This window comes from Alistipes sp. An66 (assembly GCF_002161445.1).
GTDB lineage: Bacteria > Bacteroidota > Bacteroidia > Bacteroidales > Rikenellaceae > Alistipes > Alistipes cottocaccae.
Genome location: NZ_NFHT01000017.1, coordinates 19,559 through 42,790, shown reverse-complemented (window position 1 = coordinate 42,790; position 23,232 = coordinate 19,559). Strand labels below are relative to the sequence as shown.

The 23,232-nt window shown below is 61.3% G+C and carries 18 protein-coding genes and 2 pseudogenes; 8 read left to right on the top strand and 12 right to left on the bottom strand.

Annotation, left to right across the window (positions count from 1 at the left end; translation table 11 throughout):
* Positions 1-9: 9 nt before the first annotated feature.
* The 9 genes and pseudogenes from B5G16_RS12745 to B5G16_RS10435 form a co-directional block, all read right to left on the bottom strand.
* The gene (locus B5G16_RS12745) at positions 10-1,785 is read right to left on the bottom strand and encodes an RICIN domain-containing protein (RefSeq protein ID WP_162612061.1); all 1,776 of its coding nucleotides are present in this window, start codon (positions 1,783-1,785) and stop codon (positions 10-12) included.
* Positions 1,786-1,807: 22 nt separating this feature from the next.
* On the bottom strand, positions 1,808-2,998 hold the full coding sequence (locus B5G16_RS10465) for a fimbrillin family protein (RefSeq protein ID WP_087263691.1): 1,191 nt from the start codon (positions 2,996-2,998) through the stop codon (positions 1,808-1,810).
* Positions 2,995-3,957 carry a fimbrillin family protein gene (locus tag B5G16_RS10460; protein ID WP_087263690.1) on the bottom strand — a complete coding sequence of 321 codons (963 nt, stop codon included), beginning with the start codon at positions 3,955-3,957 and terminating at the stop codon, positions 2,995-2,997. Before B5G16_RS10460 ends, B5G16_RS10465 begins: the two co-directional genes overlap by 4 nt.
* An 84-nt stretch (positions 3,958-4,041) precedes the next feature.
* Positions 4,042-5,118, bottom strand: a complete 1,077-nt coding sequence (locus B5G16_RS10455; protein ID WP_087263689.1) for a fimbrillin family protein — start codon at positions 5,116-5,118, stop codon at positions 4,042-4,044.
* A 47-nt stretch (positions 5,119-5,165) separates the two neighbouring features.
* On the bottom strand, positions 5,166-6,212 hold the full coding sequence (locus tag B5G16_RS10450; RefSeq protein WP_087263688.1) for a DUF5119 domain-containing protein: 1,047 nt from the start codon (positions 6,210-6,212) through the stop codon (positions 5,166-5,168).
* Positions 6,209-7,762 carry a DUF3575 domain-containing protein gene (locus B5G16_RS10445; protein WP_087263687.1) on the bottom strand — a complete coding sequence of 518 codons (1,554 nt, stop codon included), beginning with the start codon at positions 7,760-7,762 and terminating at the stop codon, positions 6,209-6,211. Before B5G16_RS10445 ends, B5G16_RS10450 begins: the two co-directional genes overlap by 4 nt.
* 486 nt (positions 7,763-8,248) lie before the next feature.
* Positions 8,249-9,515 (bottom strand): annotated as a pseudogene (locus B5G16_RS10440) (glycoside hydrolase family 97 N-terminal domain-containing protein).
* Between the two features lie 21 nt (positions 9,516-9,536).
* Positions 9,537-9,740 (bottom strand): glycoside hydrolase family 66 protein, encoded by a 204-nt coding sequence (locus B5G16_RS13030; RefSeq protein WP_366944421.1) that lies wholly within the window; start codon positions 9,738-9,740, stop codon positions 9,537-9,539.
* Positions 9,741-9,755: 15 nt separating this feature from the next.
* A pseudogene (locus B5G16_RS10435) lies at positions 9,756-10,282 on the bottom strand (glycoside hydrolase family 66 protein); the annotation flags it as partial.
* Positions 10,283-10,700: 418 nt separating this feature from the next.
* Here B5G16_RS10435 and B5G16_RS12980 point away from each other — a divergent pair.
* From B5G16_RS12980 to B5G16_RS10400, 8 genes are all read left to right on the top strand, one after another.
* On the top strand, positions 10,701-11,024 hold the full coding sequence (locus tag B5G16_RS12980; RefSeq protein ID WP_275532351.1) for a sulfatase-like hydrolase/transferase: 324 nt from the start codon (positions 10,701-10,703) through the stop codon (positions 11,022-11,024).
* Between the two features lie 5 nt (positions 11,025-11,029).
* Positions 11,030-12,082 (top strand): sulfatase-like hydrolase/transferase, encoded by a 1,053-nt coding sequence (locus B5G16_RS10430; RefSeq protein WP_162612060.1) that lies wholly within the window; start codon positions 11,030-11,032, stop codon positions 12,080-12,082.
* A 28-nt stretch (positions 12,083-12,110) separates the two neighbouring features.
* Positions 12,111-13,379 (top strand): hypothetical protein, encoded by a 1,269-nt coding sequence (locus B5G16_RS10425; RefSeq protein WP_143260870.1) that lies wholly within the window; start codon positions 12,111-12,113, stop codon positions 13,377-13,379.
* 18 nt (positions 13,380-13,397) lie between these two features.
* A complete protein-coding gene (locus B5G16_RS10420; protein ID WP_087263683.1) occupies positions 13,398-16,523 on the top strand; it encodes a SusC/RagA family TonB-linked outer membrane protein in 3,126 nt (1,041 codons plus the stop codon).
* Between the two features lie 11 nt (positions 16,524-16,534).
* Positions 16,535-16,900 (top strand): hypothetical protein, encoded by a 366-nt coding sequence (locus tag B5G16_RS10415; protein ID WP_087263682.1) that lies wholly within the window; start codon positions 16,535-16,537, stop codon positions 16,898-16,900.
* A 38-nt stretch (positions 16,901-16,938) separates the two neighbouring features.
* Positions 16,939-17,511: a RagB/SusD family nutrient uptake outer membrane protein gene (locus B5G16_RS10410; protein ID WP_087263681.1), complete on the top strand. Its 573-nt coding sequence runs from the start codon at positions 16,939-16,941 to the stop codon at positions 17,509-17,511.
* A gap of 190 nt (positions 17,512-17,701) precedes the next feature.
* On the top strand, positions 17,702-18,448 hold the full coding sequence (locus tag B5G16_RS10405) for a hypothetical protein (RefSeq protein ID WP_143260869.1): 747 nt from the start codon (positions 17,702-17,704) through the stop codon (positions 18,446-18,448).
* Positions 18,424-19,371 (top strand): DUF6377 domain-containing protein, encoded by a 948-nt coding sequence (locus B5G16_RS10400; RefSeq protein ID WP_335341000.1) that lies wholly within the window; start codon positions 18,424-18,426, stop codon positions 19,369-19,371. The genes B5G16_RS10405 and B5G16_RS10400 overlap by 25 nt, the downstream gene beginning before the upstream one ends.
* Before the next feature lie 88 nt (positions 19,372-19,459).
* On the opposite strand, the gene B5G16_RS10395 is transcribed toward B5G16_RS10400, so the two are convergent.
* Genes B5G16_RS10395 through B5G16_RS10385 form a run of 3 tightly spaced genes read right to left on the bottom strand, consistent with a single transcriptional unit; the run spans position 19,460 to position 23,220 of the window.
* Positions 19,460-20,650 carry an AGE family epimerase/isomerase gene (locus tag B5G16_RS10395; protein ID WP_087263678.1) on the bottom strand — a complete coding sequence of 397 codons (1,191 nt, stop codon included), beginning with the start codon at positions 20,648-20,650 and terminating at the stop codon, positions 19,460-19,462.
* A complete protein-coding gene (locus B5G16_RS10390; protein ID WP_087263677.1) occupies positions 20,647-22,038 on the bottom strand; it encodes an MFS transporter in 1,392 nt (463 codons plus the stop codon). The genes B5G16_RS10395 and B5G16_RS10390 overlap by 4 nt, the downstream gene beginning before the upstream one ends.
* 6 nt (positions 22,039-22,044) lie before the next feature.
* A complete protein-coding gene (locus B5G16_RS10385) occupies positions 22,045-23,220 on the bottom strand; it encodes a glycoside hydrolase family 130 protein (RefSeq protein WP_087263706.1) in 1,176 nt (391 codons plus the stop codon).
* Between the last annotated feature and the right edge of the window lie 12 nt (positions 23,221-23,232).

Sequence of the window (23,232 nt, the reverse complement as noted above, 5' to 3'; positions counted from 1 at the left end):
CTTTCGGCATCAGTTGAAGGTTATCTCGTCTCCGCCGGTCTCCCAGTCGTTGACGATGAAGTCGAAGTCGCCCTTGTCGGGGTTGTACGACACCTCGACCAGAATGCGGATGTAGTCGTTCCGTTCGATTTCGTGGACGTCGCTTACGACGCCGCTTGCCTTGTCGATGGTCCGCAGCACCACTTCGTGACGGGCATTCAGGCTCCTGTGTGCGTCGAGGGGGTAGAGTGCGAACTGCGACCATTCGCCGGTTCCGTTCCACCCGACGACCAGCGTGTTGTCCGTGCCGCGGGTGTTGATGTAGGCGTTGCCGCCGTACCAGGAGTGGTTGCGGTAGTAATCCGACCGGAAAAGCAGGAAGCCGTTGTTGGTTTCGAGCGTGAAGGTGTCGGAATCGGTTTCGGTGGTGGTTCCCAGCCGGTAATTCTCGTTTTCTCTGTTGTTGGACCGGATTCTTTCGATGTAGTCTCCGGTCTGGACATTGCGCAGGCGGTAGCTCGAACCCGAGGGTACGAGTTCCCAGACGTAATTGTAGTAGTAGTTGTTCTGCTGGCAGCGATCGAGGATCTCCTGCGGGGTATAGCTGCCCGTGGAGGCGTAGACCTTGTCGTTCTCCACGTAGAGGTACGAGAAGGCGCTACTGCGCCGGATGAGAAAATAGGGACCTTGTGCCGCCACGTCGTCGGGAGTCGTGACTGCTTGTCCGTTTCCTTTCAACGTGTAGTTGTGGAGATCGCCCTCGCCTTTGTAGGAGACGTCGATCGCATAGGTGTAGTTGTTCGTCAGGTCGCGGCTTTCGTAGATCAGTCCGTCGAAGAGTGTTGTCGTGCCGTCCTCTTTCGTGAGGACCATGCCCGGCGTGAAGGTCGTGATGGCGTTGTCGTCCGTCACGACCGGAGCGCCTTTTCCGTAATGATCGTTTTCGATGGCGTAGTTCTCGCCGTCGGCCCGCGAGAAGAGGTAGCTGGTCGACTGGGTGAAGTTGCTGCTGAACGCCAGGTTGTTGATCGTCAGCGGCAGATCGCTGTAATTGCGGAGTTCGACCCGCACGCGGGCGGACGTACGTTTGAGTTCCGCGGTTGCGTGGTTCTGTCCCGAGATGAGGTTCAGGATGTGGGTGCTGCTCAACGGGATGGAGACGTCGTCCGGGCGGATATACGGGAATACGGTTTTTTTCGGGATGTAGAGTTGCAGGTTGTAGAACGCCTGGCAGGTTCCGCGGAAGTCGGAGATGCCCGTATCGGGGCTTTGCTGGAAGTGGTCGACGAGATTCCGGACCTGGGTGGCAATCCCCGAGTCTCCGAACTGGTCCGATTCCGAGAAGTTGGCCACGGCGAGCAGCATGTAGGATCCGCGGGTGAGTTTTTCGGCGTCGCCGTGCTTCGGGTCGTTGTAGTTGAACGTGACGCGGAGCATTTTGCCCGAGGTGCGTGACGGATCGACCTCGCCCGTTGTTTCATCGACGAATCCGTTCTGTTCGTCAATATCGTTGTAGGGCGTTGTGGTTCCGGGGTCGATGATGCGGTAGGCGACGAGCCGGTTGTCCATATAGTCGATCAGGAAGAGGGCGGCGTGCCGGATCGTATTGTCGTCGGCATCGTTGGCCCGGGTGCCTTCGGGGGTGATGAGTGCCCGGAAGTCGGTCGTCAGCACGAGGCTGGCGGGTTCGCGCACGGCTTCCGTTTCCGCATCCGTTCCGGGAACGGGGTCGGCCGTCCGGCAGCCGAAAGCCGTTGCCAGCATCAGCAGCAGGGCGAAAATCCGGTATGTGTATGGCTTGTACATGGTTCCGTCGGTTTGGTCGTTGTCAGAATACGATTTCGTATGAGGATTCGCGTTCGTTCCAGTCGGCGACGGTGAGTGTCAGGTCGACGTTTGCCTCGGTGATGGTGATCGTGTAGGTGTAGCGTCTTCCGGGGCGGTATTCGGTGCTTTCGTAGACGCTGCCGTCGGAGGCCGTGATGCGTTCGGTGATCTTCGGGATGGTGACCCGGTAGATGGCCTCTTCGCCGCTGGTGGTGGTGAAGCAGAATTGGAGGTTGCCCGAGGAAGCCTGCGGGAGGATCAGCACCCATCCGTTGTTTTGCGTGAAGAGGTCGCCGGAGGTGGCGTTTTCCGCGGTGTAGGCCATGGCCCGGACGGTATTTCCGGCCTCGTCGGTCGAGAACGCGACGCCCGGATGGCTCCAATAGTAGATCCGTTCGGTGACGGGCGGGGTGTAGCCTATGATCCAGGAGATGTTTTCCGGCTGGGTTTCGGTTCCGTATGCGAGCATGCCCGACGTGGCGAAGTCGCGCGAGTCGGCATTTTGGAGGTAGCAGGAGGTGAGCTGGTCGCTGTTCGTGTAGCTGGCCTTGACGAAGAAGCGCAGGGCGGCCAGTCCGTGGCTGAAATGCAGGGGCACGGGGTCGTTCAGATTGACCAGCGGATTGTTCGTGTCGACCTGGTTGTAGGCCAGGAGGAGATCCTCCTGGATTTCGTGCGTCGGGTACTCGATGACGAACGTCGTGGCGTTCGTCGACGAGACGACGTGGTCGGCAAGGTTCTGGGGGTAGTATGCGCGGAACTTGTATCTTCCGCCGATGAACCAGTAGAGGTCCGAACCGGCGTAGTTCCAGTCGCTGTGGGGATTTCCGCTCTCCTTGTGCTGGTAGATCAGACGGGTGCCGCGGAATACGTCCTTCATGGTCGACTCCTGTCCATCGGTATCCATGTAGGTGTAGTCGGCCCAGATGCCGATCGCCTCGCCCTGACCGCCCGATGCGGTCGGGGTGCAGGCCTCCTCGAGGGTGATCCAGTCGGGGTTCTGGCCCTCTTCCGGGGCGGGACCGATGAGCGAGCGGCTTTGGGTGCCGGGTTTGTCCACGCTCACGACGTCCCATACGATGGGAATGGTCCCGGCTTCGGGCCCTGTCGGGATCTTTTCCCGGGGCTCGGTGCTGCAACCCCCTGCGGCGAGCAGCGCCAGTGCGAACAGGTATTTCGACGTGCGTATCATGGCTTGGCTTCTGATTCGGTGGTTTGGTCCGGGAGTTCGGGGATGACCTCCGCGCCGGCGGGGCTGACGGCCAGCGTGAAGGTGTAGTGACGTCCGGCTTCGAGCGTGCGTTCGACGGGTTCCGTGGTGTCGGACTGCGGGAGGCGGGCCCCGGTGGGCGCCAGGAATTCGTATTCGACCGTGACGGTGCTGTTCAGCTCCTGTGGGATGAGCCGGAGGGTCGATCCGGTCTCCTGCGGAGCATATTCGAGCCGGATTTCGCCTTCGAAGAGGGTCAGCGGGGCGTTGTTGCCGCGCAGGGTCCACGTCGGCGCGGGCAGCGAGCGGAAGTCGCCCCGGATGCCCACGTTGTCGAGGGTGATCGAGCGCACGTAGACCTCCGTATCCTCGTATCCGTTCACGCCCCGGACGCGGAAGTCGACCTCGCAGAGAGCCTGAACCAGCGGCAGGGTGACGACTCCGCCGTTGTGACTCTTGACGAGGTCGGTCTGCGGCAGGGTGTAACGCAGGTCTCCGGGGTCGGTCGAGGTGTCGACCTCCTCGAAGCGGACGCCGTATGTGGCGTCGCAGCCGGCGGCGGCCTCATAGGGCGCGAATCCGATGCAGGTGAGGGTATAGCGGTTCGAGGGCCAGTCGTTGCCGCTTTCCGGCAGCCAGCGCTCGCCGTCGCGGACCAGACGTGCGGCATCGAGGAGCGGTAGTGCCGACTGTTGGTCGGTCTCCCAGGCCAGCTCCTCGGGGAGTTGCCAGACGCTGACTCCGAACGATGTCCCGACGGCATCCCCGGCATCCCCGGCATCCCCGGCATCCCCGGCGGCCGAACGGACCCGGGTGTGCATGACGGGTTCGAACGCGAGCCGCACGATCGGGTCGTGGCGCTCGCGGTCTTCTTTCACGCAGGCACCCGCCGCCGCTGCGACGGCCGTTGCGAGGAGGATCCGGATGATGAATCGGTTCATGCGTTCTGGTTTTTGTGCCTGCGAAGGGTATCACCCCTTCGCAGACTGGATGCGGGACTTCGTCGCTCCCGCGTGCGATGTGTGTCAGAGTTCGATGTCTATGCCGGGGACATCCTCCCACTCGTCGACGTCGGGCGAGAAGGTGATCTTGTCCAGACCGATGATCAGCGTGAAGATATAACGCTTGCCGATTTCGAACTCGGTGAGGTTGTATCCCGGATCCGTAATGTCGATCGTTGCCGTCTGGTCGATCTCGTTGGTGCCGTTGTCGATCGAGTAGGTTACGTCGATCGTGACGTTGTTGGTCCCATGTGCCAGATCCTGCGGCAGGACGATAAGCCGCTTGGCGCCTGCCGGCTCGGCAGCCGTGGAGGTGATTACCTCGGCTCCGTTGAAGGCCACGTATCCGGCCGTGTTCTCGGTGTTCTGGCCCGACCATGCGGCAGCGGTCGTTACGGCATTGTTCTCGTCTACGAGACCCTGGTTGAAGTTACCCTTCGTGAAGGTGTTCTTCAACGTGATGTTCTTCAATGTAATGGTGTGGCCCGTGTAGGTATCGCCCAGCTTGGTCTTGAAGACCACCGACGACAGGGCGTGCTTGAACGTGATGTCTACACCGCCCTTGTAGGTCGTCGAACTGGTCTCGCTCTGCGTCTTGTTGTAGGCGCGCTCGCTGAACAGCAGGTCGTAGTGGTTTGCCGGCTCGCTCTGCACCGTGAAGCCCGTGAAGGTGAAGCCCGCGGCGCCCCAGGCTACCTTGCAGTCATTCGCAGCCCCCGTCGGCGAGTAGGCGGCGAAGGTCAGCGAACCTTTTTTGGGCCAGTAGTAGGCCTGTCCTCCGGGAACGCTTTCCGAATCCCAGTATTGGCCGCCAGTGTTGTAAGCGGTCTCGACATTGTCCATGTACAGGGTTCCGTCGCCGAATTCCGTGTAGGTGCCGTTGGCAAAGTAGAGCGCATAGACCGAGAAGTGCTCGCCTTTGTCATACCCGGTTCCGATCTCGCCCGGGACCAGGGCGGCACGGGTGATGCCCGTCACGGCCGGGGCCTCGAAACTGATTTTCGATCCCGAAACGGCTCCGCCGTTCGCGGTTTCGTTCTTCACGCAGCCGGTGAGCATCGCGCCCGCCGCAACTGCCATCATGAGGAGTGTTTTTTTCATAGGGAAGTAAATTTTTGTAATTGTTGTTTATCTCTTTTTTTGATGGGTCAGATGATGATGTCCGTCTCGATGTCCTCCCACTCGTCGACACCCGGCGTGAATCCGTCGCCCTCGCCTTCGGGATCCTCCGGTTCGGGGATGTTCAGCACCTGGTCGAGCAGCAGCCACTGGTGTTCGACGGCATCGGGTTCGGAGAACTTGTCCGTGATGTCGAGCGTCGTGGTCAGGGCGCGTCCGTCGGTGGTCCGCACGTCGAACGTGATGGCGAGTTCGTTCGACGCGTCGGGGAGTTTCCCGAAGGTGTGGAACGTCGTGTAGATGACCCCTTCGTTGGCCGATGAGGGGCCGCGCTGCATCTCGAAATAGACCGTCACGGGGTCCTCCGTGCGGATCTGGCCGTCGTTGAGCGTTGCCGAGCCCGCCATGCCGGTCAGCAGCCCCACGGCCGACGAGATCCAGTCGATGCCCTTGACCCGGATTTGGAGGTAGTACGACAGCACGATGCTCCCGGCCGTGAAGTGGTCGCCGCCGGCATTGCGCAGCGTGTCGATGTCGCTGCCGAAGGAGGTGCTCAACTCCTCGTTGCGGTCGGTGAAGAGGTGGTCCGGGACGTAGACGATGCGTTCGTTGTCGCCGTTGGCCCGCGACGAAAGGCTGTTGCGGAGCGTCCCGGAGATCTCGTTCGTATAGGCCTGGATGCCGTCGTAGAGGTGTCCGTCGCGGATGAGCGTCGATTCGGTGCCGAAGTTGTAGGTCAGCAGGCGGTAGTGCCCCGGGGCGGCCACGACGTATCCGTCGAAGTAGATGCCGCGTTCGTCGCTCTTGCGGTTGCGCAGGTAGCGTTCGGCCGCAACGTGTCCGTTTGCGGGGTCATAGAGCACCACGCGGAGCATCTCCGGCGTTGCATAGTCGGGTTTTTCCAGCGTCTCGTCGTAGAATCCCGTGGTGACGTTCTTCAACTCCTCGTCGAGGTAGACCCGCACATAGTGGGTGTTTCCGGCGTCGACGAGCGGGCGCCGCTCGCAACGGACCGTCAGCAGTGCCGCAGTCAGAAGAACCGCGGCCGCGAACAGATATGTCATCGGACGTTTCATCGGTTGCCTCCTGTCTTTACGGGTTTCTTGACGGGGAACAGCAGCGGCACGGAGAGGGCGATCTCCACCTTCGTGGGACCGAAATAGTGCCAGACGCCCGTCTTGTTGCGGTCGCGGATCAGCAGGCTCCAATCCTCCGTCGGGATGTAGTGCCGGTAGGGGATGCGGGCATACCCGGCCGAGATCGAGAATTCGAGGTTCAGCCGTTTGGCGATGGGCATCGAGTAACCGTAGGTGAGTCCGGCGCTGAAAAACTCGCCCTGGTAGCAGAGGTTGCGGTTGAGCTGGAAGTCGAACTTTCCGCCCATGCCGTAGAGGCCGAGGAAGTGGCCGACGAGCGCGTCGCGCTGCACCCGCTTGGGTGTTGCGGGCTGCGTGCGGGGCTTGAACCACCAGCGGAATTCGCCGCCGAAGGAGAGCATTTCGACGCAGAAGCGGTTGTTGTCGCTCAACCACCACGGACAGTGGTGCTCGTAGAGGAGGGAGAATTTCTCGTTGAACGGGACCTCGACGGCGAAATTGAGAACCGTTGCCGCATCGTAGAGCAGGTTGCTCTTCAACGCCACGAACGTCCGCTTGTAACGCTCCGGGGCGGCGGGCGGATTGCATCCCTTGTAATGTTCCAGCGGAATCGGTTCGGGTTCGGCGACGGCGAACTGCGCCGTCTTGCCGAGGGGCTCCTCCTGCACGGGCCGCTGCCAGATGCAGACCCACGTCGCCAGACGCAGTTTCGGCATGTGGTTGCGGATGATGTACTTGTAGCTAAACCCCCCCCCGTCAATTTGTTGCAGCCGCCACTTCTTGGTGTCGTTCCGCACCGGGGCACGGAGAATGGCGAGCACCTGTTCGCGGTTGCTGCGGTGGTAGTTGGCTTCGATTTCGGCTTCCAGACCGTCCCAGTTCTCCTCCATGGGGCAGAGACGGATGCGGGATGCGTCGAAATCGCTTCCGGCGGGGATGTGTTCCAGGATGTAGCGTTTGGCGGCCTCGGCGCGTTTGCGGGCGAGCCAGACGTTGTGTTCGTAGACGCCTTCGGGCGAGGCGTAGGCGTAGACGGTGATGCTGTCGATGTGCGGTGATTCGGCCAGATAACGCTTGATGCGAGTCATCTGCCGGGCGTTGTCGAGGTAGTTCTCGTCGAGGTCGATGCGGTCGCGCCAGTAGTAGAGGGCGAATCGGTCGACGATGCTGGCCGAGTCGGCTCCGGCGGGCAGCGCCGGTACGGGGTACGTCTCCTGTATCCCTTCCTGCTGTACTCCTTCCTGCTGCGCCCCTTCCTGCTGCGCCCCTTCCTGCTGTACTCCTTCCTGCTGTACTCCTTTCTGCTGTACTCCTTTCTCCTCTACTCCCTTCTGCTGTACTCCTTCCTCCTGTACCCCCTTCTGCTGCACTCCCTCCTCCTGTACTCCCTTCTGCTGTGCTCCCTTCTTCTGTGCCCCCTCCTGCTGTGTTTCCAGGAGCGGAACGGGAGATTGTGCGGCGGCCGTTTGGATCGTGAAGAGCAGAGCACAGAAAAGCACGACCGCACATGCGGGGAAGATTCCCTGCACGTGCCGTAGACCGTATGACCTTGACGCCTTGTGCGGTACCCGGACATCCCGGGACAAACCCGCCACGGCGCCGTTGCTCTTCGGCGTCTTTATGTTTTTTCCCGTCTTCACGTGACTTTTGGGGTCGGTTTTCGATGCAAATATAGCAATTATATTTTGAAAATTCCCCCCCCCGAAAAAAAGGCATTATGGCCATTTTTTAGGATATAAATGCCAATGTTTCGGAAAATTGGTAGTTTTTAAGGCGTTGTTTGTCAAATTTATGGCATGAAAAAGTCTTTTTGTTATATTTTGAAAGCAGATCTTCATGTCGGGAATAACAGGTCATCATGTGAAAATTTTCATTTCGGGATGTTTTTTTTCGTTTTTTTGATGGAAAAATCGGTCCGGATTCCGGAAAACAGAAGAGCGGCGGGATTGAAACCGAGTTTCAATCCCGCCGCTTCCGTTCTTGGGAATTTCCGCAGGGCGCGGAGAACATCCGCCCTATTTCTCCACGAGGCTGATCGCATAGCCGCCTCCGGGCACGGCGTGCAGCGTCAGCTCCGTGTCGCGGGTAACCTCCCGGCGGGTGATCTCGTATGCCTGCGGGTTCGTCCGGCAGTCCGCATCCGCGGCATCGCAGTAGATCGTCGCCGTGTAGCGCTTGCCCGGTTCGAGGAAGCCGAGTTTCAGCGTCGACGTATGCCCCTTCTCTCCGGCCGTGCTGCCCACGAACCAGTTTGCGGAGTGCTTGTCCTTGCGTGCGATCGTTACGAACTCCGCGGGTTCGGCTTCCAGATAGAGGCTCCGTTCCCACTCTACGGGCACATCCTTGATGAACTGGAAGGCATCCGGATGCTTCTCGTAGTTCTCCGGCAGGTCGCACGCCATCTGCAACGGGCTGTACAGCGTCACGTAGAGGGCCAGCTGGTTGGCGATGGTGCAGTTCGCACGGGAGTTGTTCTGCGGGTTCACCTTCGCGATGTCCATCTCGAAGATGCCGGGCGTGTAGTCCATCGTGCATGCAGGCGAAGTCGACGAGCGCCGCTTCGTGGATGTTGATGTAGAGTCCGTCGTCGGATTTCAGCAGCAGGGCGGTCTGTACGCCGGTGGGCGAGAAGAGCGTCTGCGAGAGGTTGGCGGAGACGGCCGAGGACATGACTTCCCGGATCTCGGAGAGCCGCGAGACGGTGTAGTCGTACTCCTGCGTGTCGTAGTCGCCGGGGATCCAGTAGGCGGTCATGTCGCGTCCGAGGGCGAACTGCGTCCGTTCTTCGCCGATGACGAAATAGACGAGTTCCGGCTGTTGCGGAAATTCGTAGCGGAATCCCAGCCCGTCGTCGAAGAGGCGGAAGCGGATGGCCATCGAACGGCCCGTGGCGGGTTGGCGCAGCGTCATGAGCAGTTCGTTGTAATGCTCCCGGATGCGTGTCTCCTCACCCCAGACCGGTGTCCAGTACGTATCGGACTGGGCCCGTGCGACCTGCTCGACGACGAACCCGCTGCACAGCGAACTGCCTGCATGGAGCGGATTCGGCGCCGTGCCGAGATCGGTCGTGAAGTCGCGTTTCTCCTCGTCGGCGCGGAGGTCGAATCCGAGGCGGCCGGGGTGGAGGACCTGCTTGCCCTTGTATTTCAGGGTGTAGGTCGGTACGCCGTTTCCGGCGATGGCGAACGTCATTTCCAGATTCCCGTTCGGGGAGCGGAGCTCCTGCGCCGGGGCGGAGAGGAGCGACAGCATGAGTCCGAAGGTGCAAAAAAGTCTTTTCATGGGGCTTCCTGTTGATTCGTGTCAGTATTCGATGACGACCATGCTCCAATATTTCAGCCACGGGAGCGTGATGTGGATCGTGCTGCCCTCCTGCCGGAAGGCGATTTCGCGGAACATCTCCCCGCAGCTGTCCGGCGTGGCGCACCAGACCTTCCGGACCGGGCCTCGGACAGATAGTTGTCGGTGGTCAGCCGGTAGGTGGGGCGGTTCATCAGGTCGGGCCATTCTGCGGCGGGACGCTCCGCGCTTCCGGCCAACGGCCGGTGGTGGGCGGCGAGCCAGTCGTAGAACTGCAAGCCGTTGATGTGGTGCCGGTTGAGGTTCTCGATCATCTTCCTTACCTCTTTGAGCCCGATGGCCCCGTATGCCGATAGGAATCCGTAGCGCGGGAAGCGGGTCCAGTCGCTCGATACGTCGACGGCGGTCGAGGCGACGACGCTTTCCCGGCCGCTCTGCCGCGAGACGACCTCGACGAGGTATCCCTTGAAGTCCCCGGTCGGGGGATTCCAGGTCCAGGCGGCCGCCGTGAGGGGCTCTTCGCCGACGGTCTCCGCGAGGTGGCGGTAGCGGACGAAAAGTCCCTTGCCGGGATCGGCGTTGCATGTGAAGCGGACGCTCTCGCCCGGGGCGTAGCGGGCCTTGTCGGTCGAGAGGTCGAATCGTCCGGCGGTTTTGAGGACCGTTTCGGAGTCGTGTTTGTCGCAGCCGGTGTTCCCGCACAGGCAGAACGGGAAGAAGACGGACAGCAGAAGGATGAATCTGTACATGGGTGAAATCTTTGGGTGGAATTCTCTGACAAAATTATAAATAACCGGCGTTGGAAAATTGCGGGAAACGAAATTAGTGGCCGGAGGGTCGCTGGGATAGGAGTTATGTATTTTGAAAACAGTATGTTGCGCGTTGTTTGCGGCTGGGAAAAAGTAGTGTCCGGAATGCCCCGGCGAGCCTTCGGGATGCGTCTTTTACGGAACCGGCGCATTTTCGGACCACTACTAAATGATATTCGTTCGGAATGTGCCAACAAATTGGTTTATAGCCTGTTGTGTGGTTCTGCGGCACTACTATTTTTGTAGTGGGGCGAATAGGGCCTGAATATCTTTATTACTTTTGTATGGGAACAGACAACATCCGTTCCGACTCCCTCCGAATTCATTCATCAGATTCTTATAATTCCGAAATCGAATCATGAAAGATCAGAATTCCACATTCGTGTTTCTGGCCGGCAGCTGCCTGACGGCAGCTCTGGGCGGATGCGCATCCGATGCGGAAGCGGCGCCGAAGCCGAAGCCTGCGAAACCCAATTTCATCATCATGGCCGACGATCTGGGCTATGGCGACATCTCCTGCTACGGGAATCCGACGATCCGGACGCCGAATCTGGACCGGATGGCGCAGGAGGGCATCCGCCTGACCAACTTCCATACGAACGGTGCGGCGAGCACGCCGACGCGGGCCTCGCTGCTGACCGGCCGCTACCAGCAGCGGGCCGGGTTGCAGGGGGGCTGCTGACCTGGGTGGCGGCCGACCTCCACCGGGGTCTGGCGCAGGAGGAGATCACCTTCGCCGAGGTATTGAAGAACAACGGCGGCTATGCCACGGCGCTCTACGGAAAGTGGCACCTCGGGACCGACAATACCTATAATCCCGTCCATCAGGGTTTCGACGAGTTCATCGGCTTCAAGAGCGGGAACGTCGACTACCGGAACTACTACGACACGTCGGGGAATGCCGACTGGTGGGAGGGCGAGACGCTGAAAGCCTCCACGACGCAGGGCTACCTCACCGAGCTGATTTCGGCGCACAGTCTGGATTTCGTGCGGCGGAACAAGGACCGACCCTTCTGCCTCTATGTGGCGCACGGGTGCCCGCACTATCCCTATCAGGGGCCCGACGATCCGGGGTTCCGGCAGCCGGGCGTGGAGCAGATGCACCATGCCCCGCGCGAAGACCGCGCCACGGCCTACAAGGAGATGATCGAGTACATGGACCGGGGAATCGGCCAGATGCTCGACCTGCTGGCCGAGGAGGGGCTGGACCGGAATACGTTCGTGATCTTCCTTTCGGACAACGGCCCGGTGGAGCCGGGCACCACGGGCGGGCTGCGCGGCGAGAAGGGCAGCTTCTTCGAGGGCGGGATCCGGGTTCCGGCGATTCTCTGGATGCCGGGCCGCGTTCCGGCCAACGGGACCTCCGACGAGCTGGTGCTGTCGATGGATCTCTTCCCCACGATGCTCGACATGGCGGGCATCGATTACCGGAATGCCGACAAACCGCTCGACGGAACCAGCTTCGTGCCCGTGATCGAGGGTCGCTCCATGCCGCGGCGGACGATCTTCTGGCGGCAGTCGAACGCCAAGGCGGTCATGCAGGACGGTCTGAAATACATCGTGACGACCGACAAGGAGCACGTCGACACGCACTATCTGTTCGACCTGAAAAAGGATCCGCAGGAGCAGACGAACCTCGTCGACGACTATCCCGATGTCGTCGGGCGGCTTCAAGGGGCGCTCAAAGTCTGGGAGAACGACCTGTGGCGGGAGCGGCAGCGCACGCTCAAAAAACGATGAACCGAATCATTGAACCAACCCGAACGATATGAAAAAAATCTACTTGTTTGTGGCTTTTTGGACCGGTTTGCTGTCCGGTTGTGCGGACAACCGGTTCGGCTACCTCCACATGGATCCGGAGCCCGCGAAACTCCAAATGGACGTGACGCTGAACCGCTTGCAGGGACTCTTGCAGCAGGACCGTGCCGTCGACGAGGGCGTCTCCTACCAGCTCCGCTTCCTCTACGCTTACGGGCGCACGGTCGAGATCCGGGTGCAGGCACCCGAGACCTGGGGCGTGCGTTTCGCGAACGGAACCTACACCCTGCCGCAGGGGAGCGGCATCGCCTTCAACGAGGAGGCGGCTCCCCAGACGCTTTCGATCCCCGTTGTTGCGGGCGAGGATTCCAAACCGCTGCTGGCGGGCTCCATGCCGGTCTCGATTACGGTCCTCGACCCGCAGGGGGAGGTGCTGCTCTCGGAGCAGAGCACGATCCAGGTCTTCTCCCGGGACGAGGTCTTCACCACGGTCGGGGAGCTGAACGAACGGTGGCGGCTCTCCCTGGGCGACGCCCTCATCTACGATCCGCAGCACCCGAACGACAACCAGGGCAACCGTGCGGTGGTTTACGCCTCGCTCGACGCCTCGAAGGATGTCGAGGTCGTCGAGGATTTCGGCGGGACGGGGCTGAAAGGCATCCGCATCCGCCGCGGACAGACGCTCTCCACGGCACTGCTCGCGTGGCGGGAGTACGTGATCGCCACGGACGACTGCGCGGGCTTCTTCTACTGGTCGCCCGACTGGGCCATAGCCGACGGCGAGTCGCCGGCGTATGATCCCAGCGGCGGCGTGCCGGGCCGGATCTACGATTTCGAGACCGGAGAGGTCGAGGATTCCGCCGTCGGGAGCGTCTGCGTCTCGGGCACCAATGCGAAGGACGTCAACAACAGGACCTCGAACTACAACTCGCCGACGAACATCATTGCCGGGGTGGGGGATGAGCGGATCGTGAATCTCGTGCCGTCGACCACCACATGGTATTACAAGGGCGAGGGGCGCTCGGTGCTCAACGAGACCGGCCGTTACCTCGTGCAGTGGAACCTGCTCGACAGGAAGCCGGATGTGAACGGCGACGACCGCCTGCTGAACAAGGCCGTGTCGAACAACAACCTCTGGCTGATCGGTGCCGAGTCGGTCTTCAACCGGGCGGGCGTCTATGTGTGCCAGTGGGATCTGATCGACAAGAACGTGACGCCGTCCGTGGTGACGGGCAAACTCCGCATCGTGGTCGTTGCGGTGGAGGACGGAGAGTTTTAACCCGAGAAAATCGAGATCATGAAGAGACAAAAAACAAATACGGGCCTGTTCCGACAGGTCGCACTGATTGTCTGCCTGTTTGCGGGGCTCTTTTCCGGATGGAGCGCTGCGGCGCAGCAGTCGGGGGTCCACGGACAGGTTACCGACCGCAAGACAGGGCAGCCCGTCGTGGGTGCCACGGTCCGGGTCGAGGGAACGACGATCGCCACCTCGACCGACATTCTGGGGCAATACCGGATTGCGGCATTGCCGGACAAGTGTACGCTGATCTTCTCCTACGTGGGCTATGAGAGCCGCATCGTGGAGTACCATGCGCAGCAGACCGCCGTGGATGTGGCGCTGGCCGAGGATGTCCAGAATCTGGACGAGGTGGTGGTCGTGGGCTACATCTCCAACTCGAAGCGGGAGACCACGACGGCGATCTCGTCGCTGCGGGACAAGGACCTCACGACGGCGAACTCGGCGAACCTGCTGCAATCGATCCAGGGACTCGTCCCGGGCGTGCAGATCGGCTCGTCGAACGGTACGCCGGGTGCCGAGACGGATTTCTACATCCGCGGCGTCGGGACCGTCAATGCGGGCATGGCACCGCTGTGCATCATCGACGACGTGGTGGAGGAGGATGGCCTGAACGGACTGAACGTCAACGATGTCGAGAGCGTCCAGATCCTCAAGGACGCCGCCTCGACGGCCATCTACGGCGCAGCCGGAGCCAACGGCGTCATCATCGTGACGACCAAGCGCGGCCGGAACCAGCGTGCGGAGGTCTCGCTGGAAACGAAGTTCGGCATCTCCGAAGTGGCGCGCTACTACGAGATGATGAACTCGGAGCAGTGCATGGACATGATGGACGAGGCGGGCGTGAAGTACTGGTCGCTGCCGGGCTTCGACCCGAATCTGAACACCGACTGGCAGAAGGCCATCACGCGGCGGGCCTTCACGCAGAGTTACAGCCTCTCGGTGCGGGGCGGGAACGAGAAGGTGCAGTACGCCGTGTCGGGGTCGTTCTACGACCAGCCGGGCGTGCTCATCAACACCTCCTACAAGCGTTACAACCTCCGTGCGAACCTCGACGCGCAACTGGACCGGCGGGTGAAGCTGTGGGCGAACTTCACGTCGAACTACACGGATCAGAGTGCCGTGAAGGACCAGGGACAGCAGGGCGGCGAGGGCGTCATGGTGCGCACCTTGCAGATGCCGCCGATGTTCCCGGTCTACTACGACGGGACTTACTGGACGCAGAACAACTACACGACCGAGGATCTGGTGGCCGATCCGCGGGATCCGACGCGGCTGCCGGGCAATACGATGCCGTTGCAGCACATCGAGAATCCGGTGAAGATCCTCACCGAGCAGTCGATCCGCACGCTCAACCAGCGCTATACGGGCTCGGTCGGACTGAACGTCAACCTGGCCAAAGGGCTGACCTTCAAGCCGCGGTTCAACTTCCTGATGTCGAGCAACTCCTACCGGAACTGGCGCCCGGCGTCGATCGGCGAGCGCTACGGCAAGGTCACCGACGGCAACGCCTCGATGAACTTCAAGACCGTCAGTTCGTGGGAGAGCGAGTTCGTGCTGCTCTACAACCGGATTTTCAACGGGAAGCACAAGATCAATGCGGCGCTGGGCGCGAATCTCGGCGAGCGGCTCGAAAACTACACCTACGTGAAGGGCATCGGCTTCGGGTCCGACGCCCTGGGGACGCTCAACGGCGCGACGTCGTTCACGGCCAACGACCTGCCTTACCTGCGCGACCGCAGCGTCTCGTTCTTCTTCCGGGCCAACTACTCCTTCAAGGAGCGTTACCTGTTAGGTGTCGTCGTGCGGGCCGACGGGTCGTCGAAATTCGGCCCCGACAACCGCTTCGGATACTTCCCGTCGGTTTCGGCCGGGTGGATCGCCTCGGACGAACCCTTCATGCAGTGGGCCGCCCCGGTGTTGAGCATGTTGAAGTTCCGCGCCAGCTACGGCGTCGCGGGCAACAATGCGATCGGGCGCTACAAGTATGAGTCGTTCCTCTCGTCGCGCAACTACGTCTTCGGGGACGAGGTCGCCAACGGACTGGCCGTGGCGAACATCGCCAATCCCGATCTGGGCTGGGAGCGGAAGACCTCGGCGAACGTCGGCGTCGAGCTGGGCCTGTTCAGCAACCGGATCTATGTCACGGTGGACGCCTACCGGGACGTCACCTCGGACATGCTGCTGAACGCCAACATCCCGGCCACGCTGGGGCAGTCGACCATGACCCTGAACATCGGGTCGGTCGAGAACAAGGGCATCGAACTCGGCGTCAGCACGAGCAACATCTCGCGGCGCTACTTCCAGTGGACGACGCGCTTCAACATCTCGTTCAACCGGAACCGGGTGCTCTCGCTGTCGGGCGACGCGGACATGATCTTCGACGGAGAGAGCGGGACCTCGAACGTCACGATGGAGGGGTGGCCCGTCGGCGTCTTCTACGGCCGGGTCTACAAGGGGGTCTACATGAGTTGGGACGAGATCCGCCAACTGGCTGCGGATCCGAACAACGGACTGGCGTTCGACCCGAAGACGGTGCCGGGCGACATGAAGTTCGTCGACCTGAACGGCGACGGTGTGATCGACGACAACGACCGCACGGTCATCGGCACGCCGCATCCGAAGTTCACGGCCGGGTTGAGCAATACGTTCCGCTACCGGAACCTCTCGTTGAGTTTTCTGCTGACGGGTCAGTACGGCAACCAGATCTACAACTATACGATCCACGACATGGCGCGTTCGGTGAACAACAACGCCATTGCGGCCTACGACCGCCGCTGGCGGAGCGAGGAGTCGCCGGGCGACGGCTGGTATCCGGTCGTGGGACCGAAGTCGGGGGCGGGCGCCGACCGGAACAAGTTCTCGACCTACCAGCTGGAGGATGCCTCCTACCTGTGCATCAAGAACGTCTCGCTGGGCTACACGTTCCCCGCGTCGCTGCTCAAAAGGAGCTTCATCAAGGGGTTGTCGGTGAGCCTGAATATCGACAACCTGCACACCTTCACCCGCTATTCGGGACAGAACATCGAGGCGAACAACTACCGCCGGGCCACGGCCCTCGGCATCGACTATACGAGCTATCCGCTGGCGCGGACCTACACGATGTCGGTCAATCTCAAATTTTAACACGATCCGCCATGAACAAGAGAATACATACGATCCTGCTTGCGTCTGCGCTGCTGTGCGCATCGGGCTGCTCGGAGTTCCTCGACGTCGACGCCACGGACGCCTATGTGACCGAGGAGAACATCTCGACGGTCGAGGATATCGACATGCTGGTCACGGGGACCTACGGCTCCCTGATGGAGAACGGGCTCTACGGGGAGATGATCTACCTGATCAACGACGTCCGCTCGGACAACGGCTTTCCGAACCAGAACACCTTCACGGCCAACCTCTACCGGCTGGAAATCGAGGATTTTGCCGAAACGACCCTCAATACGGGCATCATCCAGTTCTGGCAGCGCAGGGCGGCACGGCCTACGGGCTGGGCTGCACGGTGACGGGCACGGTCAGGGGATACGGCGGAAACGGGCTTTACATGACGGGCAAGTACCTGACCATGAAGACTTCGAGCACGATCGCCGACGATGCCGACAACAATTTCTATGTCCTGCGCCTGGGCGATGTCATCCTGATGCAGGCCGAGGCGCTGTGGGAGTTGGGCCGCCACGCCGAGGCGGTCGACAAACTGAATGAGATCGTCGACCGTGCGAACGCGACCCTGGAGGACCCCGCACAGCGGATCATGCGCTATTCGCTGACGCCGGGCGACGGTTCTGGACGGTATCCGGGTGATTTCCGGGTGATTCCGACCGACGATGCGTGGTCGGCGCGGAAGATGATTCTCGACGAACGGCGCCGTGAGCTCGCCTTCGAGGGGCAGCGGTGGTTCGATCTGGTGCGCTGCAACCGCTATCGGGACGAGGGGGCGCAGGTGAACCACGCCGTGGAGATCATGAACGCCGCCTTCGCGCGGATGTACAACAACTATCTGAACGGCCTGACGACCAAGAACATGATCAAGAAGACGGAGATCATGATCCGCGAGGATCAGCTGCTGTTCGCCATTCCGCCGACGGAGATCAATCTGAATCCGCAGCTGCAACTCTGACGCCTTGCCGGGGTCCGCGGAGGCCGGATCGGGATCCAGGGTTCGGGATGCTCCTCGCCGCAACGGTTCGGGGGCGTTCCGAACCATGAATTTTGGCGGTTCCGTGGGAAATATTTCGTATCTTTGGGATGCGGTTCGGCGAAACGGCCGGCGTATTTGCCTTCCGCAATCACCTTTCATTCTGTTGTCCATGCGTAGTACGTTTGTCTCCCTGTTGTTTTTCCTGCTTTTGCCGGGGTGTCTCTGCGCCGCGGCGTCGAACGGGGCGCTGCTGCGGAAACTCGATGCGACGATTGCGAACAAGAGCCTCTACGAGGAGAACAAACAGCATCTGATCGGCCAGATCAAGGAGCTGCTGCGCTACTCCTCGTCCCCGCGTCAGCGATACGGGATCTACGGCAACCTCTACCGGGAGTATGCGAAATACGACATCGACTCGTCGATGCACTACGCGCAGATGCGTCTGACGCTGGCCCGGCAGATGGGCTCGCCGCGCGACATCGAGGAGTCGCTGCTCGACCTGTCGGAGACCTACATCGACGCGGGGATGTACACCGAGACCGTCGAGGTGATGTCGCGGCTGCAAGCGTCGGCGCTCCACGGCGAACACCTCCCGCGTTACTACCATATCTACCGGACGGTCTTCAACGCTCTGGCGAACAACTGCGCCTCGAACAGCAAGAAGAGCGAATACGTGGAGCTGGTCGACCGCTACCGGGATTCGTTGAAGATGTGCCTCACGCCGGACGACATCGCCTACCTCTATGTGGTCACGGACCAGCTGATCGCGGAGCGTGAATACGAGGCGGCGCTGTCGATGCTGCTGAAAAAGTATGCGGACCCGGAGGTTTCGGTCCACGAGAAGGCGATTCTGGCCTATTCGCTGGGGATTGCCTATCGGGGGATCGGGGTCTGGAAAATGCGGAGCGCTACCTGACGATCAGTGCGATCAACGACCTCTCGACGCCGATCAAGGAGTATCAGTCGTTGCAGGAGCTGGCCTTCCTGCTCTACAATTCGGGCGACATCGAGCGGGCCTACAACTACATCAACTATGCGATCAACGACGCCATCAAGTTCAACATTGGGAAGCATTTTCCGTTCATTCTGCGGGTGCTTCCCACCATCGTGCACTCCTACGAGCAGAAGATGAAGGACAAGGAGCGGCAACAGACCGTCATGTTGTGGTGCATTGCGGTGCTGCTGCTGTTTCTGTGCGTGGGTCTGGTGACGATCTACGCACAGAAGCGTGAGATTGCGAAGGCCAACCGCCGTCAGTCCGCGGCCAACCGGAATCTGGTGTCGCTCAATGAGAACCTCCGCCGGGTCAACATGCAGCAGAGCGAGATGAATGAAAAACTGGTCGAATCCAACCGGCTGAAAGAGATCTACGTGGGCTATTACATGGACATCTGCTCGGACTGCATCGACTCGGCGAACCGCTACCGGGTCTCCTTGAACCGGATCGCCCGGAACCGCGGCACGAAGGCGCTGCTGGAAGAGCTGCAAACGGGGTCGATCATCGACGACCGGATTCAGGCCTTTTACGACGATTTCGATGCGGCATTCCTGCATATTTTCCCGCATTTCGTGGAGCAGTTCAACGAACTGATCGTCCCGGAGAAGCGCAAGTTCCCGAAGCCGGGGAAACTTCTCAATACGGAACTGCGGGTCTTCGCGCTGATCCGCCTGGGGATCACCGACTCGAACAAGATCGCGAAGTTCCTCCGCTATTCGGTTTCGACGATCTACAACTGCCGGGTGCGGATGCGCAATGCGGCGATCGACAGCCGCGACAACTTCGAGCAGCAGGTCATGCGCCTCGGCCTGCCCACGGAGGAGCCTCCTGTGCGGGCATAAACGGACGGGTCGGATCCCCTTTCCGCTGTTTCGGACCTGTTCGGCCTCTTCGGAAAAGAAATCCGACCCGGAGTGCGCTCCGTTCCGGTTATCGGAGCAGCGCCATCGCTTCGAGACACATCCGCGAGTTGTGGTAGGGACACTTCCAGAATCCGGCCTTGTCGTTGGCCCGGTCCTCGCGTCCGTCGGGCAGGATGCCCCACCACCATTCGCCGCCTTCGGGGTCGACGATCCGGTCGCGGATGTAGGTCCAGCATGCGGCGGCGCGTCCGTAGGCCGTCTGGTCGCCGTGGAAACGCCACAGCCAGAGCTGGCCCACGACATTCTCGGCCTGCACCCACCAGTGCCGCTCCTCGTCGGGCGTTCCGTCGGCATGGCGCTCGTAGATCATCGAACCGTCGTTGCGGATCCCTTCGGCGGCCGCTGCGGCGATCTTCCGCGTCACCTCCGTCACGCGGGCCGTCAGCGGTTCGTCGCCGACGACCTGTGCGGCTTCCAGCAGCAGCCACGACGCCTCGATGTCGTGGCCGTAGGAGTACTCCGCGTCGCGGCGCTCCCACTCCTCCGAGAAGAAGAGCCCGAGGTGATGCGTCGCCGGGTCGTAGATCCGGTCGAGGAAGACCCCGATGAGGTTGCGCAGACGTTCGCGCAGCCACGAGTCGGGCCATACGCGGTAGAGGTTGGTGTAGGGTTCCAGAATGTGCAGGTGCGTGTTCATCGTCTTGCGCTCGTTGGCGTCCTTGTCGCTCAACCGCACGTCGCCGATCTCCGCCCATTCGCGGGTGAAGGCTTCGAAATAGCCGTTTCGCTGCGGGTCGAAACTGTGCTCCTCGATCGTGCGGCAGAGTCTGCGGGCATATTCCAGCGCCGTTTCGTCGCCCGTGGCCCGGGCGTATTCGCTCAATCCGTAGATGGCGAATCCGAGGGCGTAGATCTGCTTTTTGGTGTCGAGCGGCGCCCCTTCGGGGGTCAGCGACCAGTAGACTCCGCCGTACGTCGTGTCGTAGAACCGGCCGAGCAGGTAGTCGCGGGCGCGGGTCGCCACTTCGAGGTACTCCGGACGCCGCGTCACGCGGTAGGCTGCGGCAAAGGCCCAGAGGATACGGCCGCAGAGGATGGCGCCTTTGGGGGCTGCGGGGTCGGGGTTTCCCGCGCCGTCGATCCGGCCCAGGAATCCGCCCCGGGATTCGTCGACCATCCGTTCGCGCCAGAAGCGCAGGATGTTGTCGTGAAGATTCGCTTCCACCTCGCGGCGGAAGGTATCGGGATTCAGTGTCATGCCTGTATGTTTTTACGACGTTCTTCGAGTTCCGCGGTAACGGTCTTCATCCGTTTTTCGCTCAACGGATAGAATCCGATGAAGAGGATCGAGAGCAGGGTTCCCGCGGCGGGCAGGAAGCTCAGGAACATGCGGATGCCGCGGATCGCCTCGTCGGCCTGCACTTCGTTGGCGCGGAATCCGAAGTAGCCGAGCAGCCACCCCGTGACGGCCGTTCCGATCGCCCATCCGAATTTCTGCGACATGGAGGACGAGGAGAAGATCAGTCCCGTGGCCCGGTTTCCGGTTTTCAGTTCCGAATAGTCGGCGCAGTCGGCATACATCGACCAGAGCAGCGGGAAGATGCTTCCGGCGCAGATCGAGATGAGCACCTGGAAGAGGAAGATCCATCCCAGATCCCCGGGTGCGAACCAGTAGAAGACGATGCTCAACAGGGTGGCGATGGCCATGGCGGCCATGTAGGTGCGCTTCTTGCCGATCCGGTTCGAGACCGGGGCGGCGAGGATCACGCCCAGGATGTTGGCGGCCTGCCCGACGGCCAGATACAGCCCGCTCAATACGAACGGGATGCCGAAGAGCGTCACGGCGCCGTGCTGTTCCTCGACGACGTAATACTTGAAGTAGTAGACCGTGGCGCCGTCGCGGATCGAGTTGAAGACCAGGGCGGCGATTCCGGCTCCGAGCAGGATCCACCAGGGACGGTTGTGCAGCAGGTCCCGGATGTCGTCGCGCAGGGATCCCTGCTTGGCTTTCAGGGGCTTGACCCGTTCGCGCGTCAGGGCGAAGCACCCGTAGAAGAGCAGGCTGCACAGGATGGCGATGACGACGACGGCGAGCGTCCAGCCGTGCTGCTGGACCTGGATGTCGTCGCTGCCCCGTGAGAAGAAGTTCACCATCGGCATGAAGAGCAGCAGGGCCACGAAACTGCCGATGTAGGCGAACGTCATGCGGAAGGTCGAGAGGATGTTCCGCTCGTGGGGGTCGGGGCTCATGACGCCGAGCAGCGAGGCGTAGGGGACGTTGATCGCCGAGTAGACCATCATCATGAGCGAATAGGTGGCATAGGCGTAGACGATCCGTCCGGTGAGCGGCCAGTCGGGGGTGGTGAAGGTGAGCACGCCGACGATGCCGAACGGCACGGCGAGCCACAGCAGATAGGGTCGGAACTTGCCCCAACGGGAGTGCGTGCGGTCGGCGATGACGCCCACGATGGGGTCGAAGACCGAGTCCCAGATGCGAGTGATGAGGAACATGGTGCCCACCACGGCTGCCGGCAACCCGAAGATGTCGGTATAGAAGATCATCAGGTAGGCTCCGAAGAGTTTCCAGAACATCGAGGAGGCCATGTCCCCGAAACCGTACCCGATCCGTTCGTGAAGTTTGATCATCGTGGGTCAGCGTTTCATGATTTTCATGTTGCGGTCGATCATCCGTTTGAGGGTTTCGACCGATGCCGAAGTCGAGAGGCCGTCGGCGGGGGTGTTCAGACAGTAGTCCACGAGGCGGTCGACCGAGGATTCGGCGACGTGCATGCGGGTATCGGACGAGGCGTAGTAGATCAGCACGCGGCCGTTGTCGTCGGCGATCCAGCCGTTCGAGAAGAGGACGTTCATCACGTCGCCGATGTACTCGCCGCCCACGGGGGCCATGAAGTACCCGGCGGGTTCGGCGATGACGCGCGAGGGGTCGTCGAGCGCCGTCATGTAGAGGTAGAGCACGTAGCGCAGCCCCGATGCGCAGCCTCTCACGCCGTGGGCCAGGTGGAGCCAGCCTTTGGGCGTGCGGATCGGATGGGGTCCTTCACCGTTTTTCACCTCCTTGATGGTGTGGTAGTGGCGCAGGTTGATGATCTTCTCGTCGCGGATCTCCGCCCGGGTCATGTCGTCGACCAGGGCCCAGCCGATTCCTCCGCCTGATCCGGCGTCGATGAATCCGTCCTGGGGCCGCGTGTAGAGGGCGTATTTGCCGTCGACGAACTCCGGATGGAGGACGACGTTGCGCTGCTGGCTCCGGGCTTTGAGGTCCGGGAGGCGCTCCCAGGTGACGAGGTCCTTCGTCCGGGCGATTCCGGCCGTGGCGGTAGCCGACGAGAGGTCGCCCTGCGGAGCGGCGGGGTCGTGCCGCTCGGCGCAGAAGATGCCGTAGATCCAGCCGTCCTCGTGTGCCGTGAGCCGCATGTCGTAGATATTCGTGGCCGGGTCGTCCGTGTCGGGCATGGTGATGGGATAGTCCCGGAACCGGAAGTTGTCGATGCCGTTGGGCGATTCGGCCACGGCGAAGAACGACTTGCGGTCGGCTCCTTCGACGCGCACGACCAGCAGGTAACGCCCCTGCCATTTGATGGCTCCCGAGTTGAGCGTGGCGTTCATGCCGATGCGCTCCATCAGGAAGGGATTCGTCCGCTCGTCGAGGTCGTAACGCCAGAAGAGCGGTGTATGGGCTGCGGTCAGGATCGGATTCCGGTAGCGGGTGTAGATTCCGTTGTATGCTTCGTCGGGCGTGTTGGGTCGGGCCAGCAGGGCTTCGTGTTCCCGTTGCAGTTCGTCGAGTTTTTCCTGAAAATTCATGATGCTGAATATTAG

Coding starts and splice junctions, on each gene's coding strand:
- B5G16_RS12745 (WP_162612061.1), bottom strand. CDS start 1,785: ATGTACAAGCCATACACATACCGGATTTTCGCCCTGCTGCTGATGCTG.
- B5G16_RS10465 (WP_087263691.1), bottom strand. CDS start 2,998: ATGATACGCACGTCGAAATACCTGTTCGCACTGGCGCTGCTCGCCGCA.
- B5G16_RS10460 (WP_087263690.1), bottom strand. CDS start 3,957: ATGAACCGATTCATCATCCGGATCCTCCTCGCAACGGCCGTCGCAGCG.
- B5G16_RS10455 (WP_087263689.1), bottom strand. CDS start 5,118: ATGAAAAAAACACTCCTCATGATGGCAGTTGCGGCGGGCGCGATGCTC.
- B5G16_RS10450 (WP_087263688.1), bottom strand. CDS start 6,212: ATGAAACGTCCGATGACATATCTGTTCGCGGCCGCGGTTCTTCTGACT.
- B5G16_RS13030 (WP_366944421.1), bottom strand. CDS start 9,740: ATGGCCCGACCTGATGAACCGCCCCACCTACCGGCTGACCACCGACAA.
- B5G16_RS12980 (WP_275532351.1), top strand. CDS start 10,701: ATGAAAGATCAGAATTCCACATTCGTGTTTCTGGCCGGCAGCTGCCTG.
- B5G16_RS10425 (WP_143260870.1), top strand. CDS start 12,111: ATGAAAAAAATCTACTTGTTTGTGGCTTTTTGGACCGGTTTGCTGTCC.
- B5G16_RS10420 (WP_087263683.1), top strand. CDS start 13,398: ATGAAGAGACAAAAAACAAATACGGGCCTGTTCCGACAGGTCGCACTG.
- B5G16_RS10415 (WP_087263682.1), top strand. CDS start 16,535: ATGAACAAGAGAATACATACGATCCTGCTTGCGTCTGCGCTGCTGTGC.
- B5G16_RS10410 (WP_087263681.1), top strand. CDS start 16,939: ATGACGGGCAAGTACCTGACCATGAAGACTTCGAGCACGATCGCCGAC.
- B5G16_RS10405 (WP_143260869.1), top strand. CDS start 17,702: ATGCGTAGTACGTTTGTCTCCCTGTTGTTTTTCCTGCTTTTGCCGGGG.
- B5G16_RS10395 (WP_087263678.1), bottom strand. CDS start 20,650: ATGACACTGAATCCCGATACCTTCCGCCGCGAGGTGGAAGCGAATCTT.
- B5G16_RS10390 (WP_087263677.1), bottom strand. CDS start 22,038: ATGATCAAACTTCACGAACGGATCGGGTACGGTTTCGGGGACATGGCC.